The sequence below is a fragment of the Pseudomonas sp. GW823-FHT02C05 genome, from assembly GCF_058797595.1.
Map to the genome: position 1 here is coordinate 1,153,374 of NZ_JBXAJU010000001.1, position 26,105 is coordinate 1,179,478.

Genomic DNA, 26,105 nt, shown 5'->3' on the forward strand with positions numbered 1-26,105 from the left:
ATCATGCGTCATGACTGTTTATTTATCGGTTTTTTGCTCGCCACCGCTCTGCTGCCTGTTTCACTGCAAGCTTCGCCGCTAGAAGCCGTGCCGGCGGTCCAGTCAAGCATCGCCACGCAGGCGACTATGCTCGATGCCGTATGGGCTGGAGAGCGGGTGGTTGCCGTCGGCGACCACGGCATCGTGCTGTTGTCCGACGACCAAGGTAAAAATTTCCGCCAGGCAGGCTCGGTACCGGTGTCCACGCCGCTCACGGGCGTGTCTTTCGTTGACTCCAAGCGCGGCTGGGCCGTGGGGCATTGGGGGGCTATTCTGGTCACTGCGGACGGCGGGGAGTCCTGGAACATCCAGCGCCTGTCCAGTGAAGAAGATCGGCCTCTGTTCGCCGTGCATTTCTTCAATGCGCAGCAGGGTGTCGCCGTGGGGCTCTGGGCCCAGGTGCTGATGACCGAGGATGGCGGACTGACCTGGAAGGACCAGCCTCTACAGGCGCCGCCGGGATCGAAAAAAGCCGACCTGAACTTGCTGGGGCTGTTTGCCGATCGCCAGGGCAGGCTCTATGCCTCCGGCGAACAGGGAAAGGTCCTGCGCTCCGACGATCACGGAAAAAGCTGGAAATACTTGAGTACCGGCTACGAGGGGACGCTTTGGTGCGGAGCGGTACTTGCCGATGGAAGCCTGCTATTAGGTGGTCAACGCGGGACGCTATTGCAGGGTTCTGCAGAGGGCCGGGATTTCCACAGAGTGCCAACGCAAAGCAAAGGCTCGGTCACTTCGGTGGCGGTGTCTGGCTCTAACGTACTGGCGGGCGGGCTGGATGGGTTGATACTAACGAGTCGCGATGGGGGACGTAGTTTCAAAGAAAGTCAGTCAACTGAAGGGGGCTCGTTGACCGCAGTGCTGCTCAGCCCTGAGGGTTCGCCTGTACTGTTTTCGCGACGTGGAGTTGTGGCCGAACACAAATAGTGGATTGCCCCCGCCCATGGAGGCCGGACGGCGCACATCGCCGTCCGGCCTTGTTCATTTTCCGTACTTTGTCAGCGCAGCTTCATTGCAGGTTGCTCGCGGGCAAGAAAGTAGATACTGAATTGTTTAGCCGACAACTGGGCTACCTTTGTAGCAATACCCCGGCTGGAAGAGATTCGTCGATTAGTTGAAGGCAGCGCTCCCTGCGCTGGATGTGTAGATTATGTGTTTTTGGGGGCTATTAATTGTGAGGTATCTTGAATGCAACCCTTAACCCCTGCAGAAGAGCGTCGATTTGCATTCGAGGCACGTCGCTTGACAATAGAAACGCTTGTGAAGATTTATCTTGAGCAAGTTTCGGTTTCAAGAGGGTTGGTTACAGTCTACCTACGCTTGATGTTTACATTGTCACTTGGTGCTTTGGCGGGGGTAGTAACCCTATACGGTGCCATACTCCGTTTTAGTGTTGCCGCCAGTCTTGACATGATCTCTATTGCAGAGGCGATAACCGCCGTCATGGCACTTGGCGCACTTGTCACGTCCGCTTTACTCTCGGCTCGAGCGCTGCAGCAAAGTGCTTTTGACGTAGCACCGTTCCTGCATGATCCTTTCCCGAATGCCAGTTCCGTCATTGACTCTATCTTTCAATCAAAAGAACTCGACGAGCAGCAAATAGTCGATCGGTTGTATTTTGCCATCGGCAAAATTGTCGAGCATCAACCGGTGCTCAGAGTCAGTACACGACTGACAACCGTTCTGCTGATTTTAGGTTTACTGCTGACGGGGATGTCATTTTTGATATGACGCGCTGGGTTCAATGACTTTTATGCAACGAAGATAACGGTTAGGGCCAGGGGAGGGCAGCGCCTCGTGCCAAGCGTCCATGCACGGATAGCCGTGCCATAAGGGCACGGCGCATCCAAGAGCGTCTTAATAGCTGTCCACCAGCAGCTGCACGGCTTGGCAGGCGGTATCGGTCTCGCTCTCCAAGCGCTCGAGATCACCATGGGTAGACCAGGCAAGCAGCAAGCCGTCGAAGAGATTGATGAGCAAGCGACTGACGGTGATTAACGCGGTCTGATCCAGCGCCTCGCCGGTAATCTTTCTGATGGCCTGTTGGGCCGCTTCAATGGAAACGGCATAAATCTTAGTCGCCATTTCCGGGTTGTTGCGCAGGTTCCAGAAGAAGAGTTCGAACTGTGTGGTAGCCCGGTCGGGGTGCAAAGTGAACCACTTGACCAGCTGCCGCAGCATTTCCCCAATCGATTCTGCTGTAGTCGCGCCTGTCGGAGCGTACTGCAGTGATTGCTGTGGCATGTTGATCAAGGACTCGTAGACGGCACTGAACAACTCGTCCTTGGTGTGGAAAACATAATGCAGTGAGGCCAGCGGAGAATCCGCTGCCGCCGCGATACGTCGTGTCGTGGCGTCGGCTATGCCGTACTCGGCGATCACCTTGATGGTGGCTTCAATAAAATCTTGCCTGCGCTCTTCCGCGCCTATCCGAGCCATTGAGCGTTCTCCCTTTTTTGGTGTTGCCGCCAACCTTTGATCCAGCGTTGACGGTGACGAATCCTATCGCAAGGTCATTCCCCAATCCATGAGATGAGTCGATGCCATCCCTTTCTCTAGGGGATGGCTTCGTCAGTGAGCGCCAGCTGGTATAGAGGATTTGACGGGTTCTAACGGTGGTAGTGGAGCGACACAAAAAAACATAGTCATACGACTTGATCATGTGATCACGTTCAGTAATTATAAAGTGCTCGCGCTGATAGTGGAAGCAAGAGGCGTTGCAGTCATCAGGCAACGGGTGGGGTGAGTCAGGTTGACCGGCTCACTGGATAGAACAATGACAGAACCAGACAGGTAGAAAGCAGATGGATGCACTAAAACTCTCGACGGTCAGCAGTGATGCATCGGTCGAACAGGTGGTGGAGATCATCCTGCGTGACGGCGGGGTCATCATTTCCGATTTTGTCTCGTCCGTAACGCTGAAGTCCCTCACCGAAGAGCTGGACGCCTACTTAGAGGCCACCCCTTGCGGAATGGATCCCTATTTCGCAGGTGCGCAAACCCGACGTGTCGGCCGTATCATCGGGCGAAGCGACACGGCGGTGGATGTGGCGCTGAGCCCACTTTTCATCGGGGCGGCGAAGAAGATCCTGCAGACACCTACCCATGTCTGGGTGGGTAGCGACCGCATCGAGATCGAGCCTGACATCCAGCTCAGCATTACCCAAGCCATCCAGATTGGGCCAGGCCAAGGCCTGCAGCCCCTGCACCGTGATGACGCCACTTCGCTATGGAGGCATCCCCAGTACGGACGTGAAGCCCGCCTGCAACTCATGCTGGCGATCTCGGATTTCACCGAAGAGAACGGGGCGACACGCGTCATTCCCGGCAGTCATAAATGGGACGACGAGCGGATGCCAACCCAGGAGGAGACCATTGCCGCTGAAATGAAGGCAGGCTCCGCGCTGCTATGGATGGGGTCGGTCTATCACGGTGGTGGCGCCAATACCTCTTCTACTCCTCGTACCGGCCTGACAATGGCCTACGACCTGGCCTGCCTGCGCCTCGAAGAGAATCACTTCCTTTCCCTGCCCGTTGAACGTGTTCGCCAGCTTCCGGCAGAAATGCAACGCCTGCTGGGCTGGAGTGTCAGCTCCACACTGCTGGGCTGGGTGGAAATCGATGGCCAGATGCGAGACCCGCACGAACTATTGGGCATGCCTGCGTTCACCGAGCCGGGAAAAGGGTTCTGACAATCCTGGGCCGCCATATTCTGCAAGGCATGTGGATGAATGCCTTGCGACAGGCAATTGCCGATCATTTGCATGCCTTGATCTGAAGTTACCGCGTGTCGGGCCGAAGGCCTGCTTCTTTACCGCCTCTCGGGGCGGTTTTTTTAGTTTTCCCTTTACCCTTCACCAAGGTACAAACTGCGCAACTTCCCCTGATATCTCTGAGTGATTTGCACTTTTTATGACCAGTACGCCGCCCCATTGGCCACGTCCCTCCGAAGCCGTTCGCGAGCTCATGCGCAAAGGCGCCGAGCTCGCGCAGACGTTGCCACCGGAGTGGATTGAGCGTCTGAACCAGTCGCTTTTCTCTTCACCAGAAGATGCAAAACTGCTGGAGGACCCGGTCATCCTCGCGGCGTGTCGGCGCGCCAATAGAGCAGAGTTACTGCACTGGGCGAGCGCCAATCTGCAGCGCCCTGGAGAGCCGGTTGAGCCCTACGTGTCTGCCGATATGGTGGACACGGCCAAGGAGTTGGCCCGCAGGGGGCTGTCTGAACTATTGATAAATGTCGCGAGGTCGACCCAGAACGCCGCGTGGGAACTGTGGATGAAAATGGCATTCAGCCTGACGCAGGATCCGGTGGTGCTCAAGGAGTTCCTAGAGGTCTCGTCGCGTTCTATCTCGGAATTCATCGACAACAACATGCGTGTCGTGACCCAGATAATCTTGGAAGAAAAGAGCGCCCTGACCCCTGAGGATCATATCGACAAACGTTCTCTGGTCAGTCGTTTGCTCGATGGCAGAGATGTGGACACCGAACAGTTGGGGCGGCGACTGGGTTACAGCCTTTTCCAGAAGCACCACGCCTGTCTCGTCTGGAGTGAAAGCCCGGATGTAGAAATCCAATCCCTGGAGGATATGGCACGCACTCTAGCGCACCTTACTGGCACGGTAGCGCCACTGATCGTGTTCGCAGCCTCTGCAACTCTATGGCTCTGGATGAGTGCGGCAAAGCCGTTGGACCTGAACGCGCTGCAGGGCGTCGCTCATCAGTTTCCAAAAAATCGTGCAGCAATCGGCTCCCCGGGAATGGGAGTCAATGGTTTCCGTCGCTCACACCTGGAGGCCTTGAGCGCCCAACGAGTGTTGGGGCGCCTGGCTGGTGCTCCCGCCGTCGCCACGATTGATCAAGTCAGAATGGTTTCACTTATGACTCAGGACCTGCGCGCCGCCAGACAATTTGTCTTGAGCATGCTGGGGCGGCTGGCCACGGAGCCCATGGTTCTTCAGCATTCGTTGCACGCCTTCCTGGCCAATGGCTGCAACGTCACCCAGACCGCTGAAGAGCTTGGCATGCATCGCAACACGTTGCTGCGTCGGCTGGAGCGAGCTCAGGACCTGTTACCCGTGCCGCTTGCCGACCATCGCATTCAAATCGCAGCGGCTCTTGAGTTGGTGATTTGGAGCACACCACTGAACGGCGATGAAAGGTGAGTCCAGCGAACCGGGCACTCTGATGCCTTGCGCACCTGTATTGCTCTCGCGGTGGAAGGTGAGAGGCGGAATCGGGCCGTAGCGCTGTACAGATGTCTGAGAAGCTGGCGAGGCAGTCTCCGGGGCTGAACTGTCTCGCGCCACGGCGTCAACTTTGAACATTTCGTAACGAGTGTTTCGTAAGTTCACAGAGCGATGTTGCCTACCGACACACTCTGGTGCACTGCCTGGCCGGAGTATATCGGCAGGTAATTTGCGACCTACGTAATCATTTGAAAAATAATGAAATTATTTTTTGCCCCCGTTTAGGCACAGTGCTTGCTTAATCTGGACTGGATCAATTGATCCAGTCGCACGATCAAAAAGGCATCATGACCGATGGGGGGAAGAGCCTCCAGAGGCAGTCGATTGAATTCACAGGAGGTGAGGCTCTGTCACAAGCAATGTATTAGAACTCAACCCTGTATTGACCAATTACCGACTGCCGATTCAGCGGCAAGGCATACCAAGTGCTGAATACGCTGAGTTCTATTTTCAGAACTTGGGAAAACTTCTCCGTTTTAAATTTCTGCCTTATAGGGCGCAACCAAGGAAATAATACATGCCGTACTCAATTGAAACGAAAGTTGGCGAATTGCTGGATAACAGCAAAACAAATCAAATCATTGAAAAGCACATACCTGGGCTCAATAAGCATCCGCAAATCGCCATGGCCCGTGGTTTTGCCTTGGTGACGGCGGCAAAATATTCTGGCGGGTTAATTTCCAAAAAGGCACTAGAGGACATTGATAGCGAGCTTAGAGCGCTCGTCGACTAGTTGCAGGCGCTGTTCTGACTTACTCGTATATGTCAGTTACTTGGTTCAGCCCAAATATCCAGATGGGTGCCTCTCAGGTGATAGCGGGTGGGCAGCAGTTACCACCGTGGTAAAAATCACTAAATGACCCAATGCAGATACTGTGGATGACCGTTTTCGTCTAGAAGCGGTCTTTCCAGCCGGGTGATAGCAGGGTTACACCACTTTTAGGCTGACGTCTGTTTGATGGCGTGAAACAGATTTACTTCTGTAGGGCCTTCGTCAGCGTCAGCCTTAATTCTTTTGGAGTGAAACTTTGATTGCCCTGTGCTCAAGAGGAGATAGTGAAGAATGTATAGCTAAGAAAGACAAAAAACAATTACTGCGGGTATACCCAAGGAGGGTTGTATGGACGGCGAAAGGGAATTTGCTAGGTACAACGATCAGGACATGAATCTGCAGCCCATCGCGCTTGTCGCAATGAGCTGTCGGTCAAGAGGAAATTGCCATGCAGAACGCAACGGCCAGCTGGACCGCGATCTACACCTCCATCGCTCGTGCCGCCCATCAAGTACTGGACCAGCCTCCCAAGGTGATCGACGACCCGGTAGTGGTCGGTCTGGTCGAGGGCTCCAGTGCGACGCAGATCCAGGCCCGGGCCGAGGAATTCCAAGGGCCGATCCAGTGTCTGGCCCGGGCCATGTTCGTCATGCGCAATCGCTTGGCTGAAGATGAACTGCGTCGAGCAGTGGCAGCTGGAGCGGGGCTGGACACCTTCGCTTATCGCCAGCCCGACTGGGCCCAAGGCATACGCCTGATCGAGGTCGACCATCCAGACTCCCAGGCATGCAAGCGCGATTATTTGCACGCGGCGCGCATCGGAATTCCGCACAACCTCAGTTTCTGTGCCATGGATTTCGAGCGCATGTCCCTGCGCCAGGGCCTGGCAGCCGTCGGTTTCGATTCCCAAGTACCGACCTTCCTGTCCTGGCTCGGCGTCACCCAGTACCTGGAGCGAGCGGCGATCCAGCGCACTCTGGAAGACGTGCTGGCGCTCCCGGCTGGTAGTGGCCTGGTGATGAGTTTCATCATTTCGAATCCTGGGCTCGATGGCCTTGACCAGGAGGCGATGCAGGTCTTTTCCAGCCTGGTAGCCGCTCGCGGCGAACCCTGGATCAGCTGTTTCGAACCCGGGCAACTGCAGCAGTGGTTGCTGGAGCTGGGATTTGCCGAAGCATTGCTGGTCGCTCCGGCCGAGTTGGAGCAGCGCTACTTGGCCGGGCGCACGGACGGCCTGCGGGCACCGCTCTTCGAACAACTGATGATCGCACGGGTATAGGTGCCGGCGAGGTCACCCGGATCTCTGGGCCTTGAGAAAGAGAGAGAACAACTCCTGCGGCGATTTGACGTCTAGTTTGGCGTAAATGTGCCGGCGGTGGACTTTCACCGTTTCCGCTGAGATGTTCAGTTTTCCCGCCACCTCCTTGTTGGAGCAGCCACTGAGGATCAGTCGGATCACGTCCAGCTCGCGGGCAGTCAAGGGCGTGCCGAGGCGCTCCATGGCCTGCTCCAAATCATCCTGCCAGCGCGGTGTCTCGTGTGACATGTTGTCAGCCGGCAGCATGCCTTCGAAGAACATGCGCTGACGCATCAGCCCGCTTACCCAGGGGCGGATCATCTCCAACAGGGAAATCTGTGAAGGGCTGAAACACTGTCGGCTGCCCAGCGAAAGACACAGACTGCGCGACTCGTCCAATTGCACGTTGTACTGCACTTCGTCCTGCTCCACATAGCGAGTGAAGTACCGCTCGTAATACTCCGTCTCCTTGAAGCGCTCCGGTGCCACCTCGGCCAGCCGCACCAAGCCGCTGCTGCGATATTCACGATTAGCGATGAAAAAGGGGTCCAGAAGGTAAAGACCCTGGATGTAATCATTGAAGAGCGGGTCCGGCCCTTCCCCTTGATAGGGGCTTTCGGCGAAGGCGAACGGACGTCCATCGCTGAACAGCAACACGGCCCACGTGTCTAGTTGTACATAGTCGCCGATCAGCCGTGCCAAACCCCGCCAAAAGCTCGGCTTATCCAGCTGTTCGATCAACTGGCCGGCGCTGCGGTGCCAGGCCATGTCCTGGAGCGTTGGTGTCATGCAAGTACTCCCTGGGGGTAATCACTCGGTGGGATAGGAACTTCACCGTGGAAGTAGATACTTGCATCGATCTTTGGCGAAAGCCAACTGATCCAGTCCAACACTCAGCTCGACAACAAGGTCTGATCATGCAACTTGAACTTCTTCAACTAGCAGGGCGCGACGGCGACACCACATACAACCTCAGGCGCATCCTGGACGCCATTACCCAGTGCGCGCTTGGCACCGACATACTGGTTTTCCCTGAGGCATATCTAACCGGCTTCCTGGGGCCGGAGAACATTGACAAGTTTGCCGAATCGCTGGATGGCGCCAGCGTGCGTGCCATCCAGCAAGCCGTACGGGACCGTGATGTAGCGGTGGTTGTAGGCTTGATAGAGGAAGAGGGCGGTTGTTTCTACAACACCACGGTGTTCGTTGCGCCCGAAGGCATCTTGTTCAAATACCGCAAGACGCACTTATGGGTGTCCGAACCCGGGTTGGTCCTGCCGGGGGATCGTTACACTACTCTTCGATGGCGCGGCATATGTATCGGCCTGCTGATTTGCTATGACACAGAGTTCCCGGAAACAGCGCGTGCTTTGGCGGCGCTGGGGGCCGAACTCGTTTTGGTCACCGACGGCAATATGGAACCCTACGGCTATGTCCACCGGACCAGCGTTACTGCCAGGGCTCAGGAGAACCAGGCATTTTTCGCCGTCGTAAACCGAGTGGGGGAGGCGGCTGATGGCACCGTTTTCGCTGGCGGTAGCGCTGTGGTAGCGCCCTCTGGGCACATGCTTCTTGAAGCCGGTCGCCACGAGTGTCGCCATGTGATCGACCTGGACATGGCCCAACTTTCGGAAGCTCGCACCATTTACGACTACAGCAAAGACCAGCGTTTCCAATTGCCGGGGCAGCGTATCGAACACCCGGATGGGCGTCGGGAACTGCTGATCCCCTGATAGCGGCCCGCAAATTCATAACAAAAAAACACGACGACTGCGTTCCCCGCCAAGGGAGTCGATCAGTCAGGAGATCCCATGCCATTCTCGCGTCTACTCAACTTCGGTCTGGCTTCTGTGCTAGGTATGAGCATCCATTCTGCCATGGCCGAAACGCCTGTCCTGAACCTGTATAACTGGTCCGATTTCATTGCGCCGCAAACCCCCAAGGCCTTTCAGGAGGCTACGGGAACCCAAATGACCCTGGATGTCTTCGACAACGCAGAGGTCATGCAAAGCAAGCTGATGGCCGGCCGCAGTGGATATGACGTGGTAATTGTGCCAGACGACTTATTGCCCAACTTCGTCAAGGCGGGTGTTATCCAGGAGCTGGATCGTGCGCAGCTTGATAACTGGTCACACCTGGACGCGCAGGTGCTGGCCAAGTTACAGGTCAACGATCCAGGCAACCGCTACGCCGTGCCCTACATGTGGGGAACCACAGGTATCGGCTACAACGTCGCCAAGGTTGGCGAACTGCTGGGGCCCAATGCTCCCGTGAATTCCTGGGACCTGATTTTCAAACAAGAGAACATCGCCAAACTCAGTGAGTGCGGCGTAGCAATGCTCGACGCCCCTGTGGAGATCATCCCCATTGCGCTGCATTACCTGGGGTTGCCTCCCAACAGCGAGAACGCGGATGACTACCGCAAGGCCGAGGCGCTGATACTGAGCATTCGCCCCTACATACGCTATTTCGATTCATCGAAATTTACCTCCGACCTGGCTAACGGCGACATCTGCGCGGTGATAGGTTGGGGAGGCTCGGTCTACAGCGCCAAGCTTTCGGCCGACAGCGCCAACAATGGCGTAAAGCTGGCCTATAGCATCCCGCGCGAGGGTGCGCCGATATGGATGGAAAACATCGTGCTGCTCAAGGACGCGCCCCACACGAAACAGGGTTATAGCTTCATCAATTACATGATGCGCCCCGAAGTGATCGCAAAGAGTTCTAACTACGTCGGCTATCCCAACGGCAACAAAGACGCCACAGCTCATGTCGACGCGCAGTTGCGCGATACGCCATCCCTTTACCCGCCCAAAGAGGTGATGGATACGCTGTTCCCGCTGAAAACCCTGCCGCTGAACCTCGAACGCGTGCGTACGCGGATGTGGAGCAAAGTGAAAAGCGGAACCTGAGCGCTTAATAGCGGCGACTCACGAGAGGTCCGGTACACGGAGACACCTTCGGGTTAGCTTGGCGCCCGGGGGTGTGAATGGGTAGATTCCAGATTCACTTGCGTCCGCTTGAGGTTGCAAAACTCGAGCAATGCCTACTGAACATTCAGGCTCGTGTGGTGGAGGTGTCGATGTTTGTGCAGGATACATTATTTAACATAATATACATTATGCGTAGATATGACATATTCATGTGGGTCACGATACCCAAGAATTACCCAGGCTCAGCTGCAACGCTTCCTACCCTCAGGAACAGCTTCTGAAGCCAGGCTTCGATCACTCTGCTGTCGCTCGCGTCTGGGCCTTCGCAATGACATCCTGGACAAACGAATCCTGATTCCTTTGCTCCTTGTAGCCAACCCAGGACTTCACCGGCCCTGGGCCGAAAAACTTCCAGTTGTGTGACTCCCACGGATTCCGACCGCGCGTGAACATGTGGTGTGTGTCTTTCAAACTCAGGTGGTTGCTGACTGTGGCCCACCTGCATATCGAACTATTAAAGGTGGGCTTTGGGTAATTGCCGGGACGGCCAAGAAATCTACCGACAGAGCTCTCTGTATCGATTCACGTTGGAAACTGCAGAGTCTAGTGTTGTTGTTTTGTATTTGTAGTAGTGGATTATATTCGCCTGGGCCGGTCCGACATTGCCGAAGTATTCTTCCCAGGCATTACTCTTGGTGAGCAAGTCAGAGAGCATGGTTCTCAAGTCGTTTTCCGTCCAGGCTGTCTTGTAGCCTTTAACCTCACCAGGGGCCGGGCTGTTATGTTTTACATAATTAACCAGCAGGTACTTTCCTTCGTAGGCCATAAATACCGTATACACGGTCCCTTGAGGGGCTGACTGCCTGTACCAAGGGATCACGACAAAATGATGAACCACTGGTCCCGTACTAAAGTGCCAAACAGCTGTCTCCGAGTGCAGGCCGCGAAATAAAAGAGCCTGATCGATTTGGTACTTCATGCTTCCGTTATTTGTAATGACATCGTTTCCAACATCATTTTGCACCTTCCCGTAGACAGCGCAGCTCATTTGAATGGGCACGGAAGGACAATCCTTCAGTTCCATGAGTGTTGCGTTGTTTTCTATTGCCCTGACCAGATCTTCCCCTGTCATGTTTCTTGGCTCCTGCCTAGTTGTTCAATATGCAGTTTAAATAATCGATATTGCTGCCCCTGGTGAGGATAGCTTCGATCTGCCCTTTATCAAATACACCTCGCCGCGGGTCTTGCCGAGTGCTGCCGGGTGTCGAGATATGGCTCGCGGGATGAGCTACCCTGCCCTTACAATATGACGCTTATAAATAACTAAACTAAATGAATATTTAGTTTAGTTATATTGGATATCAGGAGTTACCCATGACCTTTCCCCTTCGAACAATGGTGAGCAGTGTCGCTTTATCGGCCCTGCTGGCCACTTCTCTGGCAACGGCCGAACAAGGTCCTTCATTCAACTGCAGTGAGAAGATGACCAGGTCGATAACCGCACTGATCTGCCAGAACCCTGGTCTCGCGGCACTGGACCGCAAGTTGGCCACTATTTATCGCGACGCCCTGAAGAATGCCGGCAAGCGCGGCAATGTGCTCAAGGCCGAACAGCGTGGCTGGATCAAGGGCCGCGACGAGTGCTGGAAGATCGATGATCAGCAAGCCTGCGTGGCTGATAGCTATCGTCGGCGCATCGTCGAACTGCAGACGGATTATGGGCTGGTCACCTCCTCCGCTCCGGTCATGTTCGATTGCGCGAGCAATGGCCGTATCAGTGTCACCTTCTTCCAGACCGAACCGCCCTCCCTCACCGCCTTATATAAAGGTCGGCAATCGCTGATGCTGGAGGCCAGCTCTGCCAGCGGCTCACGTTACCTAGGGCAGAACGAGAGCTTCTGGGAGCATCAGGGCGAGGCTGCTGTCACTTGGGGCCATGGGGCTGAAGAGATGATCTGCAAGAAAGCAGGCTGAGCCCTGCCGTCTGCACCGCATCGGGTGCAGGCCGCCACGCCCTGGAGGTTAGTTCCTGACAATACCCGGCGTACCGGGCGACTGCTGGCTGGCCCGATCCGGATGATCGCGCTCGATGAACCGCCGCAACCCTTCCTGGGTTTCCGGTTGATGGATCGAGCGGTTGAAGCACTGCGCTTCGATCTTCAAGCCCTCCGCCAATGGCAAGCCATAGCCGCGCACGGCCGCTTCCTTGTCCGAACGCATCGCCGGTTGCGGCAGGCCGGCCAGGACATGGGCCAGCTCCAGTGCCCGTTTCAGGGAGCGCCCACTGGGCACTATTTCGTTGACCAGGCCGATGCGGTACGCCTCCTGGGCGTCGATCACCTTGCCCGTGAGAATCAGTTCCATGGCCCGGCCCATGCCGATGATCCGTGGCAGGCGCTGGGTGCCGCCATCCGCCAGGCCGATGTTCCAGCGCCGGCAGGTAACGCCGAACGAGGCGTGTTCTTCAGCGATGCGGATGTCGGCAAAACAGGCCCACTCCAGGCCACCGGCATAGGCCACGCCGTTGACCGCGGCAATGATCGGCTTGTAGATCTCGGTCCAGCGGCTGGGGCCGATGATGCCCGGGCGTTCGCCACGGTCGTGGGCTGCCATTTCCTCGGCGCTGCTGGGCACCAGTTGCGCGGCCGCCTTGAGATCGCCGCCGGCGCAGAAGGCTCGGTCGCCGGTGCCGGTGATGATTGCCACCAGGGCGTTTTCATCCTCGCGAAAACGCGTCCAGGCCTCGATCAGCTCGCGGTGGGTGACCGGGCCGATGCAGTTGCGCTGCTCGGGACGATTGAAGCGGATGATCACCACAGGCCCGGACTGCTCATAGGCTATTTCGCTGAAAGTCATAAACGCTCCTGTTTATGTGTGTCCTGCGGTGAAACGGCTGCGCAATCCAGTATAGGCAGTGCTAAAAGTGAGGCTATGGCGATTTTCAGGTCACTCCGGGCTTTCTTGACAAGGCAAAAGACTGGTATGAGTTCAGAGACCCGCGCCGTCTCGGCCGAATAAAACAGGAATCAGCACCATGAAGGTAATGCCACTGCCCAGGAAAGCCGTGCCTAGGGCCTTAGTCCTGGCCCTCAGCAGTATCATCCTGTCCCTGCCCCTCGCCCAGGCCTGCACCCGGCTGACCTACCTGGGGAGCAACCAGAGCGTGATCACCGCCCGTTCCATGGACTGGAAAACCGACGTGGCGACCCATCTGTGGATCTTCCCGCAGGGCATGCAGCGCAATGGTGAGGTGGGAGCCAACTCGATCAAGTGGACCTCGCGCTACGGCAGCGTGATTGCCTCGGGCTATGACATCGCGACTACCGACGGCGTCAACCAGGCAGGCCTGGTGACCAACCTGCTGTGGCTGGTGGAGTCCCAGTACCCGGTGCCCGACAACGGCAAGCCGGGCCTCAGCATCGCCGCCTGGGCCCAGTATGTGCTGGACAACTACGCCACCGTAGCGGAGGCCGTGGACGCGCTGAAGAAAGAGCCCTTTACCCTGGTGACGGCCAATGTCCCCGGGGACACGCGCCTGGCGACCCTGCACCTGTCGATTTCCGACGCCACGGGGGACAGTGCGATCATCGAGTACATCAAGGGCAAGCCGGTGATTCACCATGGCCGGGAATTCCAGGTCATGACCAACTCCCCGACCTTTGATGAACAGCTGGCCCTCAATGCCTACTGGAAATCCATTGGCGGCACCGTCATGTTGCCGGGCACCAACCGCGCCGCGGATCGCTTCGCCCGAGCCTCCTTCTATGTCAACGCTATTCCCAAGGACGAGAGCCCGCAGGTCTCCCTGGCCAGCGTATTCAGCGTGATCAGAAACGTCTCTGTGCCTTACGGCATCTCCACCCCGGGTGAACCGAATATTTCCTCCACTCGCTGGCGCACTGTAGTGGACCATCAACGCAAGCTGTACTTTTTCGAGTCGGCACTGACCCCCAATACCTTTTGGGTCGACCTGAAGAAGATCGACTTCGCAAGCACTACGGGCCAGGTGAAGAAGCTCGACTTGGGCAAGGACCAGTCCACCACCTATTCCGGCGAAGTCTCCGACGACTTCAAGGTCACCCCCGCCTTCAAGTTTCAAGGTGCCTGAGCGGTTTCTACGCTGCCGAGGCAATGTGCCCCGAGCGCCCGAGGCCACAAGGCCCGGGAGCTTGGGGTATCGCGAGGGGGCTACGGGACCAGGGTCAGTGGCGGCTGCAGGGTGATATCCAGTGCGGCCAGTGTGCAATTGCCAGTGAGGGCCTGGTTGAAGGCACTCAACTTTTGAAAGGGACCGTTCCAGGTCACGAATATGTCATTGGCCCCGCAATTGCTGGCAGGTACGAAATTGGAGACGACAAAGCTGACGCCCTCCAGCTTCAAGGAAAACACGTTTTCCGGTTTCAAGATCCAGGGCAGATTCTTTGCCTGCAAGGACTTGCAGATTCCGCCACCGCTGATGAACACACTGTGGATCTTGGCTTCATCCTGAGTGTTGATCGAACCGCTCAGGCTGATGCCACAGGTGACCTGTGCCTGAAACGACGACGGCAGTTTTATCGAGAGGGTGCCATTGTTGCCGTAGAACGGGCCCTGGGGTGAAAAGTGTGGTGCAGCGGCCACCAGGGTCGTGGAGCACAACCCTATGACAAGCGCACTTGCGATCATCAGGCTATTCAAGCTTTTCATTGTTGTTCCTCACGCATAGGGCGAAGTGTTTCGCCGGGGTAATGGCCATGATCGAGAGGTCATGAAAACGGCAGGACGTCCCTTTCCAGCCAAGCTTCAGGTCGGTTGCATTTCACGGGAGCGGCCAAGGCGCCAAGGAAAGTCCTCCACCCTGGGCGAAATTCAAAAACAGCATTGAAATATTTTTTTGAATCAAATAGCTGGCAATCTCCGATCGGTCAAGGCTCCCCATCGGCCTTCAACCCTGTGGCAAGCCTGCCGGGAGGCCTGTTAGGCTAACCCGCCCACCGCGTCGCCGCGGTCTCTACAGCTCTTCGCGGAACCGCACCATGTCCTCCACCGCCCAATTCTGGCGCGACCCGAACCTGCCCTACGTCGAAAGCCGCCGGGCCTGTGACAGCCGCGCCAACTACAAGGCCCACAGCCATCCGACGGTGTCCATCGGTGCCGTGGACCGGGGTGTCAGTGTGTTCAGCGGCGGCGCCCAGGGCCCGACCCGGATCCAGGCTGGCAGCGTGGTATTTGTCCCGGCCGATTGCGCCCATGCCTGCAACCCCCTGCAAGGCAGCGCCTGGAGTTACCAGATGCTGCACTTGGACCCGCGCTGGGTGGACGCTGTGCGCGAAGAAGCGCAGCAGCATGGGGCGGCGCTCCTGTCCCAGGTAGTACTGAGCCACGACAGTGGCCTCTACCAGGCTTTTTGCCGGCTCAACCAGTTGTTGTTTTCCAGCACCAGCTGGCAGGACAAGGAGGCCGCGCTGATCGAGTTCATCGGCGGCTTGGCCACCCGGGAGCAACCGGTGATTGCCCTAGCGGCCGATCCGGCCCGGGCCAGCGCAGGCGTGCGCCGGGTCGTGGATTTGCTCCAGTGTGATCCGCAGCAGGCCGGGCCTCTGGAGCACTTGGCGGAGCTGGCGGGCATCAGCCGCTACCAGTTGATTCGCGCCTTTCGCGCGGCCACCGGGATGACGCCCCATGCCTACCAGTTGAACCAGCGGATCATCCAGGCCCGCGCTTCGCTGCAGGCCGGGGAAGCGTCGGCAGCCCTGGCCCAGCGCCTGGGCTTTGCCGATCAGGCGCATTTTCAGCGAGTGTTCAAGGCTCATGTCGGCGTAACCCCGGGCCTGTACAAGACCTGAGGCCGCGCAATTTTCTTCAATACCCCGGTTCTCTCGGCGCCGCAGACTTCCAGGCTTTCACGTCACTGGAAGGCTCTACCCATGATTCAACAGTTCCTGCTGGTCGCCGCCGCGCACTTTCTCGCCCTGCTCTCCCCCGGCCCGGATTTCTTCCTGGTAGCACGCATGTCCATGGCCGCGGGGTGGCGATCGGCCACCGGCGCCTGCCTGGGCATCGCCCTGGCCAATGGTGCCTTTATCGTCCTGGCGTTTGCCGGGGTCTCGGTGTTTCGGGCAGGCAGCCCGCTGTTCCTGGCGATCCAGTTTGCCGGGTGCGGCTACCTGCTTTATATGGGCTGGCTGTTTATCCGTCATGCCGGTGCCAGTTCCCTGGCCGCGGTGGACGGCAACGACGAAGCCCGGCCGCTGGGCCGGGCCACCTGGTGGCGTGGCCTGGGCATGGGCTTTCTCTCTGGCATCCTCAACCCCAAGAACGCGCTGTTCTATGTCAGCCTGGCGTCCCTGGTGGGGGCCCAGACCAGTGCCGGCTGGAAGCTGGTCTATGGCTTGTGGATGTTCAGCGCCGTGCTGTTGTGGGACGTGCTGGTGGCCCTGGCCATTGGCAACCGCCGGGTGCGCGAGCGCTTTGCCCGGGCCCTGCCCTGGCTGGAACGGGGCACCGGGGTGGTGCTGATCCTGCTGGCGCTGCTAGTGATCGGCGCCACTGTGTGGCGTCACTGATCCACGCCCCGGGCAGTGACTTCCAACTGTCATTACAAATAAACAACAAAGCAATAATCTGCCGAAAGCGCCGCTGCCGATATTGTCGCAACGGTGAACGGGCCTGCCGGGCATTGCCCGGTATCTGCCCCGCCGAAACAGTGCAAGGAGGACCTGCCATGCAACAACAGCCACGCCTGGGGTGCGGTGTCGCGATTGTCCGGGACGGCCAGCTGCTGCTGGTCAAGCGCCTGCGCGACCCGGAAGCCGGTTGCTGGGGCCTGCCCGGAGGCAAGGTCGACTGGCTGGAACCGGTGGAACAGGCCATGCGCCGGGAAATCCACGAAGAACTGGGGCTGACCCTGCAAGGCGTGAGCCTGTTGTGCGTGGTCGACCAGATCGACCCGCAGCGCCAGGAGCACTGGGTATCACCGGTATACCTGGCCTCGGCCCCGGCCATGCCGGCGCGCAATTGCGAGCCGCACAAGCACAGCGATGTGGCCTGGTTCGAGCTCGACCGCCTGCCCCAACCCCTGACCCAGGCCACCCGCAGCGCCGTGCGCGCCCTGGTGCAGATGGCCGCCCTGGAAAGCTGAGCAGCCACGCCCCGGCCCTTCCCGACCTGCGACCGATGGCCGCAGGCATTGGTCTAATTAGCCCGCCGCCGCTTTCGTCTGTTTGTTACCATGCGCGGGTTTTTGCCTGTCTGGCTGTTCAAAGGGCGTTATTTCATGAGTGTTCTGCTGACTCGCCGCACCCTGCTCACCAGCGCCGGAGTGCTCGGCCTGGGCCTGCTCGCCGGTTGCGACAACAGTCCCCGACTGTCCTTCAAATACGGCAAGGACCTGAGTAATCAGATTCTTGGCCGCACCTTCAAACTCACCGATTCCCAGGGCGAAACCAAGTCGCTGTCCAGCTACCGCGGCCTGATGCCGATGATTTTCTTCGGCTTCACCCAGTGCCCGGCCGTGTGCCCCACCACCCTGGCCCGCGCGGCCCAGGCCAAGAAGCTGATGGGGCGTGATGGCGACCGCCTGCAAGTGGTGTTCATCACCCTGGACCCGGAGCGCGACACCCCCGAAGTGCTGGACGCCTACGTCAAGTCCTTCGACCCCAGCTTCGAGGCGCTGTACGGCACCCTGGAGCAGACCGCTGCCACCGCAAAGGAATTCGGCGTGTTCTACGAAAAGATCCCCAGCGGCTCGACCTACACCCTGTCCCACACCGCCACCAGTTTCGTCTTCGACTCCCGGGGCACCTTGCGCCTGGGGCTTTCCCAGTCCCTTACCGCCCAAGAGTGCGCGGAAGACCTGCTCACCGTCATGGAGGTTTGTTAATGCATTCCCTACAGCGCCCATCCCGTCTCAAAGCTGCCCTGCTGCTGGTTTCCCTGCTGGGCCTGGGCGGCACCGCCAGCGCCGCGACCCAAGTGGACAACGCCTGGGTCCGCGCCACCGTAGCCGGCCAGCACGCCAGCGGCGCCTTCATGGACCTCACCGCCAGCAGCGACAGCAAGCTGGTTGAGGTGCAATCGCCAGTGGCCAAGAACGTGCAGATCCACCAGTCGAGCATGCACAACGACGTGATGAGCATGCAGCAAGTGGACGCCGTGGCCCTGCCGGCCGGGCAGAAAGTCAGCCTGGACACCCACGGCTACCACGTGATGCTCATGGAGCTCACCGGCCAGATCAAGGCCGGCGACAAGGTGCCCCTGACCCTGACCGTGGAAAACGCCAAGGGCGAGAAGGAAACCATCAAGGTCGAAGCCCAAGCCCGAGCGCTGAATGCGCCGGACCACAGCATGATGAAACACTAAAGTGAGCTGAAACACAGGCCCTATGGCCAGGAACAAGCCGCGCCGGACTCAGCAAGCGCGGCTTTTTTTTGCCTGGATTTCAACCACGCGTAGCTATTTCCCCACGCCGATCCGTATGCCACTCTACGCGCCACTGGCCAAAAACATGGCTAAAAGCCATTCCCCCGCGTTGATCCGATCGATCATCGAGAACGCCATGACCTGGGCAACTACCATCAAGGATTCGATATGTCGCCAGACCGCACAGTGATTCATGTGCTTTTTTTCGCCGATAAGCCAGGGCAACCGTTGGTATTACTGCTCACCGATGAGTATGAGGTGGCTTTTGAGAACACATCACCGATAACCGACCAGCCTTCTTACTGCCTGCAGATTGCACGGCGGTCAACGCCGGCAACCCCTGGCGAATTGAGCGTCGCGTCATTCACCACGCTTTACGGCGAAAATGGCAGTGGCAAGACCGCGATGCTACTTGAGTTGTGCGAGGGGCTGGCCCACTGGAGTAGAGACTCGAACATCAGTGTGCTGTGGGAGGACCGGACTGGCCTGCACCTGGCAAAAGGCATCTCGCTTCAAGGCGTCGAACTGCAAGCCCGTGATGGGGTGAATGAGCTCGACAGATCCGCGATGCCTGATTTTTTCACTGCCTTCTATACGACCTCTCCTTTTGAAAGAGTCAGACTGAATCGTTTGAAGGCCCGGGGAGTCAAGGACCTCGGCGCACAAACGGGGCAGGCCCGACTATCGGATCCGATCGCAGCATTCAGCGCCTACCCCTACCTCAAGGGGCGAGCCGATTTCGTTTCCAAGACCCAGGTCAACATAGCGGTCAAGCCGATCTCTCTGGTAGAAGCGCTCAGGACCTACGGCAGGCGCGGTACTCGGACGTACAGCGCTCTGCAGCCAGAGCTCAAATACTATATGCAGGAGTTGGATCGAAGCGCTTCGGTCGCAACCAGGTTCATCTTGTCCTTTACCCTGTTGAGTGCGGCCGACAGGTTTTATGAGCATCAACGTCATGAGTTGATAGATGCGTTGATAAAGATGATCCGAGAAAACCAGCCTTGGTTGGATGATCACCTTGCATCCAACCTTGAGCAGCTCAACCTGCTTTCGAACGACCCATTGCTGATGGAACTGTTATTCGAGGCGCAACGGGCACTGGAGGTGGTCGCAAGACTCTTTGACGGTCTTCGCCACTGGAGCCGCAGCGCAAGCTTGTCATACCTGAATCGACAGATTGGTCAGCAGATCCGCCAGCATGAAAGTCTGCTTTCTGAAGTCGCGGCACTCGGCCTGCTGGAGCTCTCCTTTGAGACACTGAGCTCCGGTCAGGCCAGTATGATGTTCCTCTACTGTTCGGTCGCCAAGGCCATCGGTGAGTTCGGGCTCCAGTCTGAAGCCAGCAGTCTGGTGTTGTGCCTGGATGAAGCCGAGTTGTTCATGCACCCGAAATGGCAGAGCCTGTACATTCACGATTTGCTGGAATTCATTCAGCAGTTCCCAAGCGTTGCCAAACGCACCCACCTGTTCATTTCAACCCACTCGTTGATGGTTGTAGCGGACACTCCCGCCAATCGGCTCTTCAACCTCGACTGCAAGCGATTGGACAATGCGTTCGGGTACACCGCCAAGCAGACCCTGACGAAAGTGTTTAAGGTCGACAGCTTCACCGGTTACTGCAACGCCCAGCGACTGAGCGAATTGTCCAGGCTGCTCAACATGGGCAGGCTTGACTCCCAGCAAATGAACAGGGCCGTGAGTATCGCCAAAACCCTGGCCAGTGAAACGCTGCAATCCCATGTCATGGATCAACTGTTGGTGCTGGGGATGAAATCAGATGCTCAAGTTTAAGACCCTCTCTTCCGAGGTCGTAGACCTGCACTTGAGAACCCTGGGAAAACGTTTCGACGACGTGCTCAATCGCTGGACGGAACTCGACGACTACCCGACCTGTGCCGCTAAATTGCGCAAAACGTTGAAAGACAGGCGCGAGGATATTCTCGTAGGCGGCGTGCAGAAACTCCGGAGTGTGATTACTGACATCGAAAGCATTGCGCCAGAACTATCGAAGTACTTATTAAAGCGTCCTCGAGGCAAGAAAAGGAAAGATCATCCGCAAATGGAGCTTCTACTTAATAAGCTCAATGAACTATTCAACTATGCGAAATTTGACAATAAGGATGACGGCTGGAATGCCTACAAGCTGGTAGCTCAGCACGCTCTCCGTATCTGCCCTTATTGCCATATGAACCATGTGAATTACCACGAACAACAGGCAAAGAACTCAGGGGAGCTGGAGCTGCGCCCACCTCTGGATCATTTCCTGCCTCAATCGATCTACCCGTACCTGGCCGTTTCGCTGTACAACCTCATCCCCTGTTGTGAACGCTGCAACTCCACAACGATCAAGGGCGCCAAGGACCCCAAACAGACGATTCCGCACCCATTCGATGGTTCAGCTCTCGGGATGAGTTTCAAGGTGGAGGGCTCCGTACTGGGAATATTCGGGCTCACTAATGAAGAGCTCCGAGTGAGTGTCACCGGCGATGGCGCCTGGCAGAATTTCGCCGATTTCTTTCGCCTGCAAGAGCGTTATCAATGGCATCGCTGCGAAGTGAACGACATGCTCAAGCGCATCCAGACCCTGGATGAAAGTGATGATGTCCTTGAAAGTCTGACGATACGCCCGATGTTTATCCTCGGTTTCGCCCCACACAACGTTGAAAAGCGCGCTCTGGGGATATGCCTGCTGGACATCGCCAAAAACCTCAAGGCGCTCTAAACCTCAATAAATCCCCCGCGCCAACCACACCGTCAGCCCACAACACTCCGGGTCTTCGCTGATGTGCTGCACCACCTCGAAACCATGGGTGTCGAGCAAGGTGCAGTATTCCCCCGGGGAGAGGCTGGCGTGGTACAGGGCTTCGCCCTCGAATTCGCCGATGGCCTCCCCTGCCTCGGGGCCGCTGGTGAACATCAGGGCACAACCCGGGCCGGCGTGGCGTTCGAAAACGGCGAACATGGCGCGCTGATCGTCCGGGCTCAGGTGGAACAGGCTGTTCCAGGCGAGGATGCCGGCAAAATCCTGGTCCAGGGCGAGGCTGCGCATGTCAACGTGGATCCATTGCTGCCCGGCAAAGCGCTGGCGGCACTGGTCCAGCAAGGTGGCAGAGCTGTCGACGCCGGTGACTGCACATTGGTGTTCGATCAGGTAGCGCGCAATCGGCTCGCCACCTCCGCAACCCAGGTCCAGCACCTGGCCGCCCTGCCCCATGACCCGGCGAAAGCGCTCCAGCCATGCCTGCTCTCCCTCGAAGGCCTCGGGGTTGGCCCTGCGACGCTGGTCCCAGGCCTGGGCATGACGCTGGTACAGATCGACGATATGACGGGCGGACTCATGCATCCTCAGGTTTCCTTGAGCGGGTGGGTGGTCGCGGATTACAGCACAGCAGCACCTGACCAGGCAGCAGGGGCAGCGCCGCCGGAGCGCTATAAAAGCCTATTCTTGGGGCGAATCAGCGCCGAGTGGATGCACTGAAATCAACGCTCGCCGGACAAATGGCGCCGCAGGAATGGCCCAGTGACAGATTCCGGTGCGCTGCACATTGCCGTGGGCCGTCCCTCGAAAATGACCCTGCCACCCTGCTTGCCGGCCCCGGGGCCCATGTCGATCAACCAATCGGCATGGGCCATGACATCCAGATTGTGCTCCACCACAATCACCGTGGCGCCGCGCAGCGTGAGATCGTCGAAAATGGCAAGCAACCGGTCCACATCGGACATGTGCAGGCCGGATGTCGGCTCGTCAAATACATACAGGCTGCCCTCTTCGGCCAATCGGGAGGCCAGTTTCAGGCGCTGGCGCTCACCCCCGGACAGAGTGCTTAGCCGCTGCCCCAACGACACATAGCCCAACCCCACTCTGGAGAGCCGATTCAGGGGCTCGACGATGCTCTGGCAAGGCTGGAAATGCAGCAGGGCCTGCGCTACGGGCAAGCCCAGCACCTCGGCGATATTCAGGCCCCTCCAGTTGATGGCCCGTGCCGCTTCGTTGAACCCCGTGGCATCACAGGCATCACAGCTCGTTTCCACGCTATCCATGAACGCCAAATCGATCTGTACCACCCCCAGGCCCTTGCAGGCCGGACAAGCGCCCTGGGCGTTGCTGCTGAACAGGCTGGCGGGTTGACCGCTGGCTCGGGCAAAGCTCGAGCGAATTACCTCAAGCACGCCGATATAGCTTGCAACCGATGAGCGCCGCGTTCCTCCCAGGCCTTTCTGGTCGATCACAATGGCAAAAGGACAATGGCGCGGCAGCAGACGGTTGACGAGGGTACTTTTGCCTGAGCCCGCCACGCCCGTCACGACGGTCAGTACACCGGTTGGAAGGGATACGCTGACGTCTTTCAGGTTGTGCAGAGAAAGCTCATGCAAGGTGATCTGTCCCGTGGCAGGACGCGGTTGGCGTCGCAACGGTGCAGCCCTTCGCAGGTAGCGCCCCGTCAGCGTATCGGCCTGTCGCAAGCCCGGGTAATCGCCCTGGTACACCACTTGGCCGCCTTCCTTCCCCGCACCCGGCCCCATGTCCACCACATGATCGGCGATGGCGATGACATCCGGATCGTGCTCCACCACCAGGACGGTATTGCCCTTGTCGCGCAAGCTGCGCAGCAAGGTATTGAGTGAATGCACATCCCGTGGATGCAGCCCGACGCTGGGCTCATCGAAGATGTAGGCAATGTCGGCCAGGCTGCTGCCAAGATGGCGAACCATCTTCACCCGTTGAGCTTCGCCGCCCGACAGGCTCGCGGTTTCACGGCCCAGGCTGAGGTAGTCCAGGCCAATGGAGCGAAGTTGCTCCAGTCTTTCGACAATGGCGGCCAGCACAGTGGCCACGGTGTCCGAACTGAGCGTGCGAATGAACCCCAACAGTTCGCCGATCTCCAGGCTGGCGCAGTCGGCGATGGACTTGCCATTGATCTTGCACGACAAGATGGTCGGATTGAGGCGCGCTCCTGCGCATTCGGGGCAGCACTGGCGAGTGATGACGCGGGCCAGCCCCTCGCGTTCGGCACGGGTCAGGCGGCTGGGCTCGTGATCCAGATAGGCTCGCCGAAAACGCGGAATCACCCCCTGGAAACGGGCCGAAGATGGCCACCCGGGCAGTGGATGGCTCACGGCAAGATCGTCGGCATACAGCAACGTCTGCCATTGCGCGGGGCTGTAGTCGGCCAGCGGCTTGTCGCAATCGAACAAGCCTGAGCAGGCGTAGCGCTTCCAGCGGAACGTACCGCGGGCAAAGGTGGGGAACTCGATCGCCCCTTGATTCAGAGACTTGCTGCGATCGAACAGGCAATCGAGATCAAGTTCGTCCACCCAGCCCAGGCCTTGGCAGGTCGAGCACATGCCCTGCGGGTGATTGAACGAGAACACATTGGCGTACCCCACGAATGGTTGGCCATGGCGGGAAAACAGCAGACGCAACAGCGGTTGTATGTCGGTGGCAGTGCCTACGGTCGAGCGCGCATTGGCGCCGAGCGGTTTCTGGTCAATCACGATGGAGGCGGGCAGATTGCGCAAGGCATCGGCCTGGGGTTGACCGTAATGCGCCAGCCGGTGCCGGACGAAGGTGCTGTGGCTTTCATTGAGCAGGCGCTGGGATTCGGCCGCGATGGTGTCGAATACCAATGAGGACTTTCCTGAACCGGACACGCCGGTGAACACGGTGATGCAGTGCTTGGGCAGGTCAAGGGTGACGCTGCGCAGGTTGTTGTTGCGAGCGCCAATGATCTTCATATCGCGGTACTGGGTGTCCGGGAGGCTCATGCGCCAGCCCCTCGCCGGTTGTCATGCTCGACCAGGGCAGCACTGACCTTGTCACAGAGCTCGGTAAACATCGCCTGTTCACCTGGGGACAATGCAGCCATGGCGCACTGTGCGGCGTCACGCCGGCCTGTGGCTGCGCGCACCAGGAAATCCCGTCCTTGGCGCGTGAGTGCGGTGACCTGTTCACGCCGATCCCCGTCGCCCGGCATCTGTTCCACCAGCTTGAGTTCCTTGAGCAGCCGCAAGGACTTGGAAATTGCGCTGCGTGCAGCTCCCAAGGTGTCACCCAGCAGCGAGGGGGTCATGGGGCCCTGCAGGCGTAGCAGTTCAAGGATGTCGTACTGAGCCCAGCTCACAGCTTCAGGCGTATAGCGGGTGCGTCGCGCGACGAGGATGCATTGCAGATGCGAGAGCGCGTTTTCCAGAGCACCGGGCTCTTCATCGGGGCGAACACTGTTCATGGGGCTCCAGACAGTTTCTTTAATGCAATTTAATGGGCAGGAACAGGCCTGAATCCTACGCAACTAATTTCCATATGGAAACTATATAGGCGCAATTTCACCGCTATTCAACCTCCCGCCCCCTGCTGCCCCCAGCAAAGCACCCGCTCACGCGCGCCCTGCCAGCTCCAGCAACTGCCCGCGCAGCCAGCGGTTGGCCGACTCGTTCTGCACTTGCTTGCTCCAGTACAGGTTGAGGCAGACCTCGGGCAGGGCCAGGGGCATGTCGAGAATCCGGTTGCCCAGCCCGGCGTTGATCAACTGCGCATTGTTGCGGGTCAGGGTCAGCAGGCCATCGCCCTGGGCCACCAGTTGCGCGGCGGTGAGAAAGTGCTGGCAGTGCTGGCGGATGCGCCGTACCACCCCCAGGTGCCCCAGGGCCAGGTCTTCGACGCAGATGCCTCGGCGCCTGGAGGTCACCGCCACATGCTCGGCCGCCAGGTAGCGTTCCACCGTCAGTTCGCCGCTGAAGCCGGGGCCGGCCATCACGCAGAAGGAGTCCTGCAGCAGCAGTTGCTGTTGCAGTTGCGGGTCGGTGAGCCGCGACAGTTCGATGGCCAGGTCAATGCGCCCGGCAATCATCTCCAGCTTCAGGTCGGCCCAGTGCACGCTGGTGCTGCGCACTTCCAGGTGCGGGGCAACACGGTTCAGGTGCGCCAGGATCAAGGGCAGGATCACCGGCTCCAGTTGCTCCGGCATGTTGAGGGTGAAACGCCGGCGGTCCCGCAACGGGTCGAAGGCCTGGGCCGGGTTGAGGCTGCGGCGCAGACCGCTGAGGGCGTCCTGGATCCCCGGGGCCAGTTGCTTGGCCAGCGGCGTGGGGGCCACGCCATAGCCTTCGCGGACGAACAGCGGATCGTCCAGCTGGGCGCGCAGGCGCGCCAGGGCGTGGCTGATGGCCGACTGGCTGAGGTGCAGCACCGAGGCGGCGCGGGTCAGGTTGCGCTCCTGGTACACCACCTCGAAGACCCGGAACAGGTTCAGGTCCAGGCGGCTCAGCCCTGACCATTCATGCGGTGAGTTCATGGTTGTGCCCTCGCAGTCTCGACCCGCAGCAGGCTAGCAGCGGGCCGGCGCCGGCAGAACCATGTAGCGCATTCATGAATCTCGATGAATAACCGTCGGTTCTGTGGTGCCCCGGGCGC

At 58.5% G+C, this 26,105-nt stretch carries 26 protein-coding genes; 17 read left to right on the top strand and 9 right to left on the bottom strand.

Translation table 11 applies throughout. The features are described 5' to 3' along the window. Window positions 1–3 precede the first annotated feature (3 nt). Both AC1RGE_RS05270 and AC1RGE_RS05275 read left to right on the top strand, forming a co-directional pair. Window positions 4–966 (top strand): WD40/YVTN/BNR-like repeat-containing protein, encoded by a 963-nt coding sequence (locus tag AC1RGE_RS05270; RefSeq protein WP_492583591.1) that lies wholly within the window; start codon window positions 4–6, stop codon window positions 964–966. Window positions 967–1,227: 261 nt separating this feature from the next. Then, a complete protein-coding gene (locus tag AC1RGE_RS05275; protein ID WP_492583593.1) occupies window positions 1,228–1,770 on the top strand; it encodes a hypothetical protein in 543 nt (180 codons plus the stop codon). A gap of 126 nt (window positions 1,771–1,896) precedes the next feature. Here the strand turns inward: AC1RGE_RS05275 and AC1RGE_RS05280 are convergent, their stop codons facing one another. Further along, window positions 1,897–2,478 (bottom strand): TetR/AcrR family transcriptional regulator, encoded by a 582-nt coding sequence (locus AC1RGE_RS05280; protein ID WP_445494731.1) that lies wholly within the window; start codon window positions 2,476–2,478, stop codon window positions 1,897–1,899. 365 nt (window positions 2,479–2,843) lie between these two features. Between AC1RGE_RS05280 and AC1RGE_RS05285 the strand changes: the two genes are divergently transcribed. The 4 genes from AC1RGE_RS05285 to AC1RGE_RS05300 all read left to right on the top strand — a co-directional run bounded on the left by AC1RGE_RS05285 (window position 2,844) and on the right by AC1RGE_RS05300 (window position 7,340). Then, entirely contained in the window at window positions 2,844–3,731 is an 888-nt protein-coding gene (locus tag AC1RGE_RS05285; RefSeq protein ID WP_492583595.1) for a phytanoyl-CoA dioxygenase family protein, read from the top strand. A gap of 220 nt (window positions 3,732–3,951) precedes the next feature. Further along, complete coding sequence (locus AC1RGE_RS05290) at window positions 3,952–5,205, top strand: PucR family transcriptional regulator (protein WP_492583597.1); 1,254 nt, start codon at window positions 3,952–3,954, stop codon at window positions 5,203–5,205. Window positions 5,206–5,806: 601 nt separating this feature from the next. Beyond that, window positions 5,807–6,022: a hypothetical protein gene (locus tag AC1RGE_RS05295; protein ID WP_445494725.1), complete on the top strand. Its 216-nt coding sequence runs from the start codon at window positions 5,807–5,809 to the stop codon at window positions 6,020–6,022. Window positions 6,023–6,509: 487 nt separating this feature from the next. Next, window positions 6,510–7,340: a class I SAM-dependent methyltransferase gene (locus AC1RGE_RS05300; RefSeq protein ID WP_492583599.1), complete on the top strand. Its 831-nt coding sequence runs from the start codon at window positions 6,510–6,512 to the stop codon at window positions 7,338–7,340. Window positions 7,341–7,352: 12 nt separating this feature from the next. Here the strand turns inward: AC1RGE_RS05300 and AC1RGE_RS05305 are convergent, their stop codons facing one another. After that, on the bottom strand, window positions 7,353–8,147 hold the full coding sequence (locus AC1RGE_RS05305; protein WP_492583601.1) for a helix-turn-helix transcriptional regulator: 795 nt from the start codon (window positions 8,145–8,147) through the stop codon (window positions 7,353–7,355). Between the two features lie 128 nt (window positions 8,148–8,275). Between AC1RGE_RS05305 and AC1RGE_RS05310 the strand changes: the two genes are divergently transcribed. Both AC1RGE_RS05310 and AC1RGE_RS05315 read left to right on the top strand, forming a co-directional pair. Then, on the top strand, window positions 8,276–9,091 hold the full coding sequence (locus AC1RGE_RS05310; protein ID WP_492583603.1) for a carbon-nitrogen hydrolase family protein: 816 nt from the start codon (window positions 8,276–8,278) through the stop codon (window positions 9,089–9,091). A 78-nt stretch (window positions 9,092–9,169) separates the two neighbouring features. Next, window positions 9,170–10,270: a polyamine ABC transporter substrate-binding protein gene (locus AC1RGE_RS05315; RefSeq protein ID WP_492583605.1), complete on the top strand. Its 1,101-nt coding sequence runs from the start codon at window positions 9,170–9,172 to the stop codon at window positions 10,268–10,270. 577 nt (window positions 10,271–10,847) lie between these two features. Here the strand turns inward: AC1RGE_RS05315 and AC1RGE_RS05320 are convergent. Beyond that, window positions 10,848–11,423 carry a hypothetical protein gene (locus AC1RGE_RS05320; RefSeq protein ID WP_019095561.1) on the bottom strand — a complete coding sequence of 192 codons (576 nt, stop codon included), beginning with the start codon at window positions 11,421–11,423 and terminating at the stop codon, window positions 10,848–10,850. A gap of 242 nt (window positions 11,424–11,665) precedes the next feature. Here AC1RGE_RS05320 and AC1RGE_RS05325 point away from each other — a divergent pair, with 242 nt between their 5' ends. Then, a complete protein-coding gene (locus tag AC1RGE_RS05325; protein WP_492583607.1) occupies window positions 11,666–12,265 on the top strand; it encodes an MliC family protein in 600 nt (199 codons plus the stop codon). A 48-nt stretch (window positions 12,266–12,313) separates the two neighbouring features. On the opposite strand, the gene AC1RGE_RS05330 is transcribed toward AC1RGE_RS05325, so the two are convergent. After that, complete coding sequence (locus AC1RGE_RS05330) at window positions 12,314–13,147, bottom strand: enoyl-CoA hydratase/isomerase family protein (RefSeq protein ID WP_011061306.1); 834 nt, start codon at window positions 13,145–13,147, stop codon at window positions 12,314–12,316. 178 nt (window positions 13,148–13,325) lie between these two features. Here AC1RGE_RS05330 and AC1RGE_RS05335 point away from each other — a divergent pair, with 178 nt between their 5' ends. Then, window positions 13,326–14,399, top strand: a complete 1,074-nt coding sequence (locus tag AC1RGE_RS05335; RefSeq protein WP_492583609.1) for a linear amide C-N hydrolase — start codon at window positions 13,326–13,328, stop codon at window positions 14,397–14,399. A gap of 80 nt (window positions 14,400–14,479) precedes the next feature. Here AC1RGE_RS05335 and praB read toward each other — a convergent pair whose 3' ends face one another. Then, window positions 14,480–14,977, bottom strand: coding sequence for an alkane oxidation protein activator PraB (praB, locus tag AC1RGE_RS05340; protein WP_103290198.1), 498 nt, complete (start codon window positions 14,975–14,977; stop codon window positions 14,480–14,482). Between the two features lie 329 nt (window positions 14,978–15,306). Between praB and AC1RGE_RS05345 the strand changes: the two genes are divergently transcribed. The 7 genes from AC1RGE_RS05345 (at window position 15,307) to AC1RGE_RS05375 (ending at window position 21,416) form a co-directional block, all read left to right on the top strand. Then, window positions 15,307–16,116 carry a helix-turn-helix transcriptional regulator gene (locus AC1RGE_RS05345; protein WP_492583611.1) on the top strand — a complete coding sequence of 270 codons (810 nt, stop codon included), beginning with the start codon at window positions 15,307–15,309 and terminating at the stop codon, window positions 16,114–16,116. A gap of 84 nt (window positions 16,117–16,200) precedes the next feature. Continuing rightward, window positions 16,201–16,836, top strand: a complete 636-nt coding sequence (locus AC1RGE_RS05350; protein WP_258611958.1) for a LysE family translocator — start codon at window positions 16,201–16,203, stop codon at window positions 16,834–16,836. Between the two features lie 158 nt (window positions 16,837–16,994). Beyond that, complete coding sequence (locus tag AC1RGE_RS05355; protein WP_011061311.1) at window positions 16,995–17,411, top strand: NUDIX hydrolase; 417 nt, start codon at window positions 16,995–16,997, stop codon at window positions 17,409–17,411. Between the two features lie 135 nt (window positions 17,412–17,546). Continuing rightward, complete coding sequence (locus AC1RGE_RS05360; RefSeq protein WP_011061312.1) at window positions 17,547–18,152, top strand: SCO family protein; 606 nt, start codon at window positions 17,547–17,549, stop codon at window positions 18,150–18,152. Beyond that, window positions 18,152–18,631, top strand: coding sequence for a copper chaperone PCu(A)C (locus AC1RGE_RS05365; RefSeq protein WP_011061313.1), 480 nt, complete (start codon window positions 18,152–18,154; stop codon window positions 18,629–18,631). Before AC1RGE_RS05360 ends, AC1RGE_RS05365 begins: the two co-directional genes overlap by 1 nt. 228 nt (window positions 18,632–18,859) lie before the next feature. Next, window positions 18,860–20,485, top strand: coding sequence for an OLD family protein (locus AC1RGE_RS05370; protein WP_492583613.1), 1,626 nt, complete (start codon window positions 18,860–18,862; stop codon window positions 20,483–20,485). Next, a complete protein-coding gene (locus AC1RGE_RS05375; RefSeq protein WP_492583615.1) occupies window positions 20,472–21,416 on the top strand; it encodes a hypothetical protein in 945 nt (314 codons plus the stop codon). Before AC1RGE_RS05370 ends, AC1RGE_RS05375 begins: the two co-directional genes overlap by 14 nt. A gap of 3 nt (window positions 21,417–21,419) precedes the next feature. Here the strand turns inward: AC1RGE_RS05375 and AC1RGE_RS05380 are convergent, their stop codons facing one another. The 4 genes from AC1RGE_RS05380 to AC1RGE_RS05395 form a co-directional block, all read right to left on the bottom strand. After that, window positions 21,420–22,037, bottom strand: a complete 618-nt coding sequence (locus AC1RGE_RS05380; protein ID WP_492583617.1) for a class I SAM-dependent methyltransferase — start codon at window positions 22,035–22,037, stop codon at window positions 21,420–21,422. Between the two features lie 137 nt (window positions 22,038–22,174). Continuing rightward, a complete protein-coding gene (locus tag AC1RGE_RS05385) occupies window positions 22,175–24,358 on the bottom strand; it encodes an ATP-binding cassette domain-containing protein (protein ID WP_492583619.1) in 2,184 nt (727 codons plus the stop codon). Between the two features lie 98 nt (window positions 24,359–24,456). After that, window positions 24,457–24,921, bottom strand: coding sequence for a MarR family winged helix-turn-helix transcriptional regulator (locus AC1RGE_RS05390; RefSeq protein ID WP_492583621.1), 465 nt, complete (start codon window positions 24,919–24,921; stop codon window positions 24,457–24,459). A 147-nt stretch (window positions 24,922–25,068) separates the two neighbouring features. Further along, window positions 25,069–25,986, bottom strand: a complete 918-nt coding sequence (locus AC1RGE_RS05395) for a LysR family transcriptional regulator (protein WP_492583623.1) — start codon at window positions 25,984–25,986, stop codon at window positions 25,069–25,071. Between the last annotated feature and the right edge of the window lie 119 nt (window positions 25,987–26,105).

Bases quoted from the DNA above. Each gene is read 5' to 3' on its own strand.
- AC1RGE_RS05300 (WP_492583599.1), top strand. From the start codon at position 6,510: ATGCAGAACGCAACGGCCAGCTGGACCGCGATCTACACCTCCATCGCT.
- AC1RGE_RS05280 (WP_445494731.1), bottom strand. From the start codon at position 2,478: ATGGCTCGGATAGGCGCGGAAGAGCGCAGGCAAGATTTTATTGAAGCC.
- AC1RGE_RS05355 (WP_011061311.1), top strand. From the start codon at position 16,995: ATGCAACAACAGCCACGCCTGGGGTGCGGTGTCGCGATTGTCCGGGAC.
- AC1RGE_RS05365 (WP_011061313.1), top strand. From the start codon at position 18,152: ATGCATTCCCTACAGCGCCCATCCCGTCTCAAAGCTGCCCTGCTGCTG.
- AC1RGE_RS05295 (WP_445494725.1), top strand. From the start codon at position 5,807: ATGCCGTACTCAATTGAAACGAAAGTTGGCGAATTGCTGGATAACAGC.
- AC1RGE_RS05395 (WP_492583623.1), bottom strand. From the start codon at position 25,986: ATGAACTCACCGCATGAATGGTCAGGGCTGAGCCGCCTGGACCTGAAC.
- AC1RGE_RS05320 (WP_019095561.1), bottom strand. From the start codon at position 11,423: ATGACAGGGGAAGATCTGGTCAGGGCAATAGAAAACAACGCAACACTC.
- AC1RGE_RS05325 (WP_492583607.1), top strand. From the start codon at position 11,666: ATGACCTTTCCCCTTCGAACAATGGTGAGCAGTGTCGCTTTATCGGCC.
- AC1RGE_RS05370 (WP_492583613.1), top strand. From the start codon at position 18,860: ATGTCGCCAGACCGCACAGTGATTCATGTGCTTTTTTTCGCCGATAAG.
- AC1RGE_RS05305 (WP_492583601.1), bottom strand. From the start codon at position 8,147: ATGACACCAACGCTCCAGGACATGGCCTGGCACCGCAGCGCCGGCCAG.
- AC1RGE_RS05310 (WP_492583603.1), top strand. From the start codon at position 8,276: ATGCAACTTGAACTTCTTCAACTAGCAGGGCGCGACGGCGACACCACA.
- AC1RGE_RS05390 (WP_492583621.1), bottom strand. From the start codon at position 24,921: ATGAACAGTGTTCGCCCCGATGAAGAGCCCGGTGCTCTGGAAAACGCG.
- AC1RGE_RS05335 (WP_492583609.1), top strand. From the start codon at position 13,326: ATGAAGGTAATGCCACTGCCCAGGAAAGCCGTGCCTAGGGCCTTAGTC.
- AC1RGE_RS05315 (WP_492583605.1), top strand. From the start codon at position 9,170: ATGCCATTCTCGCGTCTACTCAACTTCGGTCTGGCTTCTGTGCTAGGT.
- AC1RGE_RS05380 (WP_492583617.1), bottom strand. From the start codon at position 22,037: ATGCATGAGTCCGCCCGTCATATCGTCGATCTGTACCAGCGTCATGCC.
- AC1RGE_RS05330 (WP_011061306.1), bottom strand. From the start codon at position 13,147: ATGACTTTCAGCGAAATAGCCTATGAGCAGTCCGGGCCTGTGGTGATC.
- AC1RGE_RS05345 (WP_492583611.1), top strand. From the start codon at position 15,307: ATGTCCTCCACCGCCCAATTCTGGCGCGACCCGAACCTGCCCTACGTC.
- AC1RGE_RS05360 (WP_011061312.1), top strand. From the start codon at position 17,547: ATGAGTGTTCTGCTGACTCGCCGCACCCTGCTCACCAGCGCCGGAGTG.
- AC1RGE_RS05285 (WP_492583595.1), top strand. From the start codon at position 2,844: ATGGATGCACTAAAACTCTCGACGGTCAGCAGTGATGCATCGGTCGAA.
- AC1RGE_RS05375 (WP_492583615.1), top strand. From the start codon at position 20,472: ATGCTCAAGTTTAAGACCCTCTCTTCCGAGGTCGTAGACCTGCACTTG.
- AC1RGE_RS05290 (WP_492583597.1), top strand. From the start codon at position 3,952: ATGACCAGTACGCCGCCCCATTGGCCACGTCCCTCCGAAGCCGTTCGC.
- AC1RGE_RS05275 (WP_492583593.1), top strand. From the start codon at position 1,228: ATGCAACCCTTAACCCCTGCAGAAGAGCGTCGATTTGCATTCGAGGCA.
- praB (WP_103290198.1), bottom strand. From the start codon at position 14,977: ATGAAAAGCTTGAATAGCCTGATGATCGCAAGTGCGCTTGTCATAGGG.
- AC1RGE_RS05270 (WP_492583591.1), top strand. From the start codon at position 4: ATGCGTCATGACTGTTTATTTATCGGTTTTTTGCTCGCCACCGCTCTG.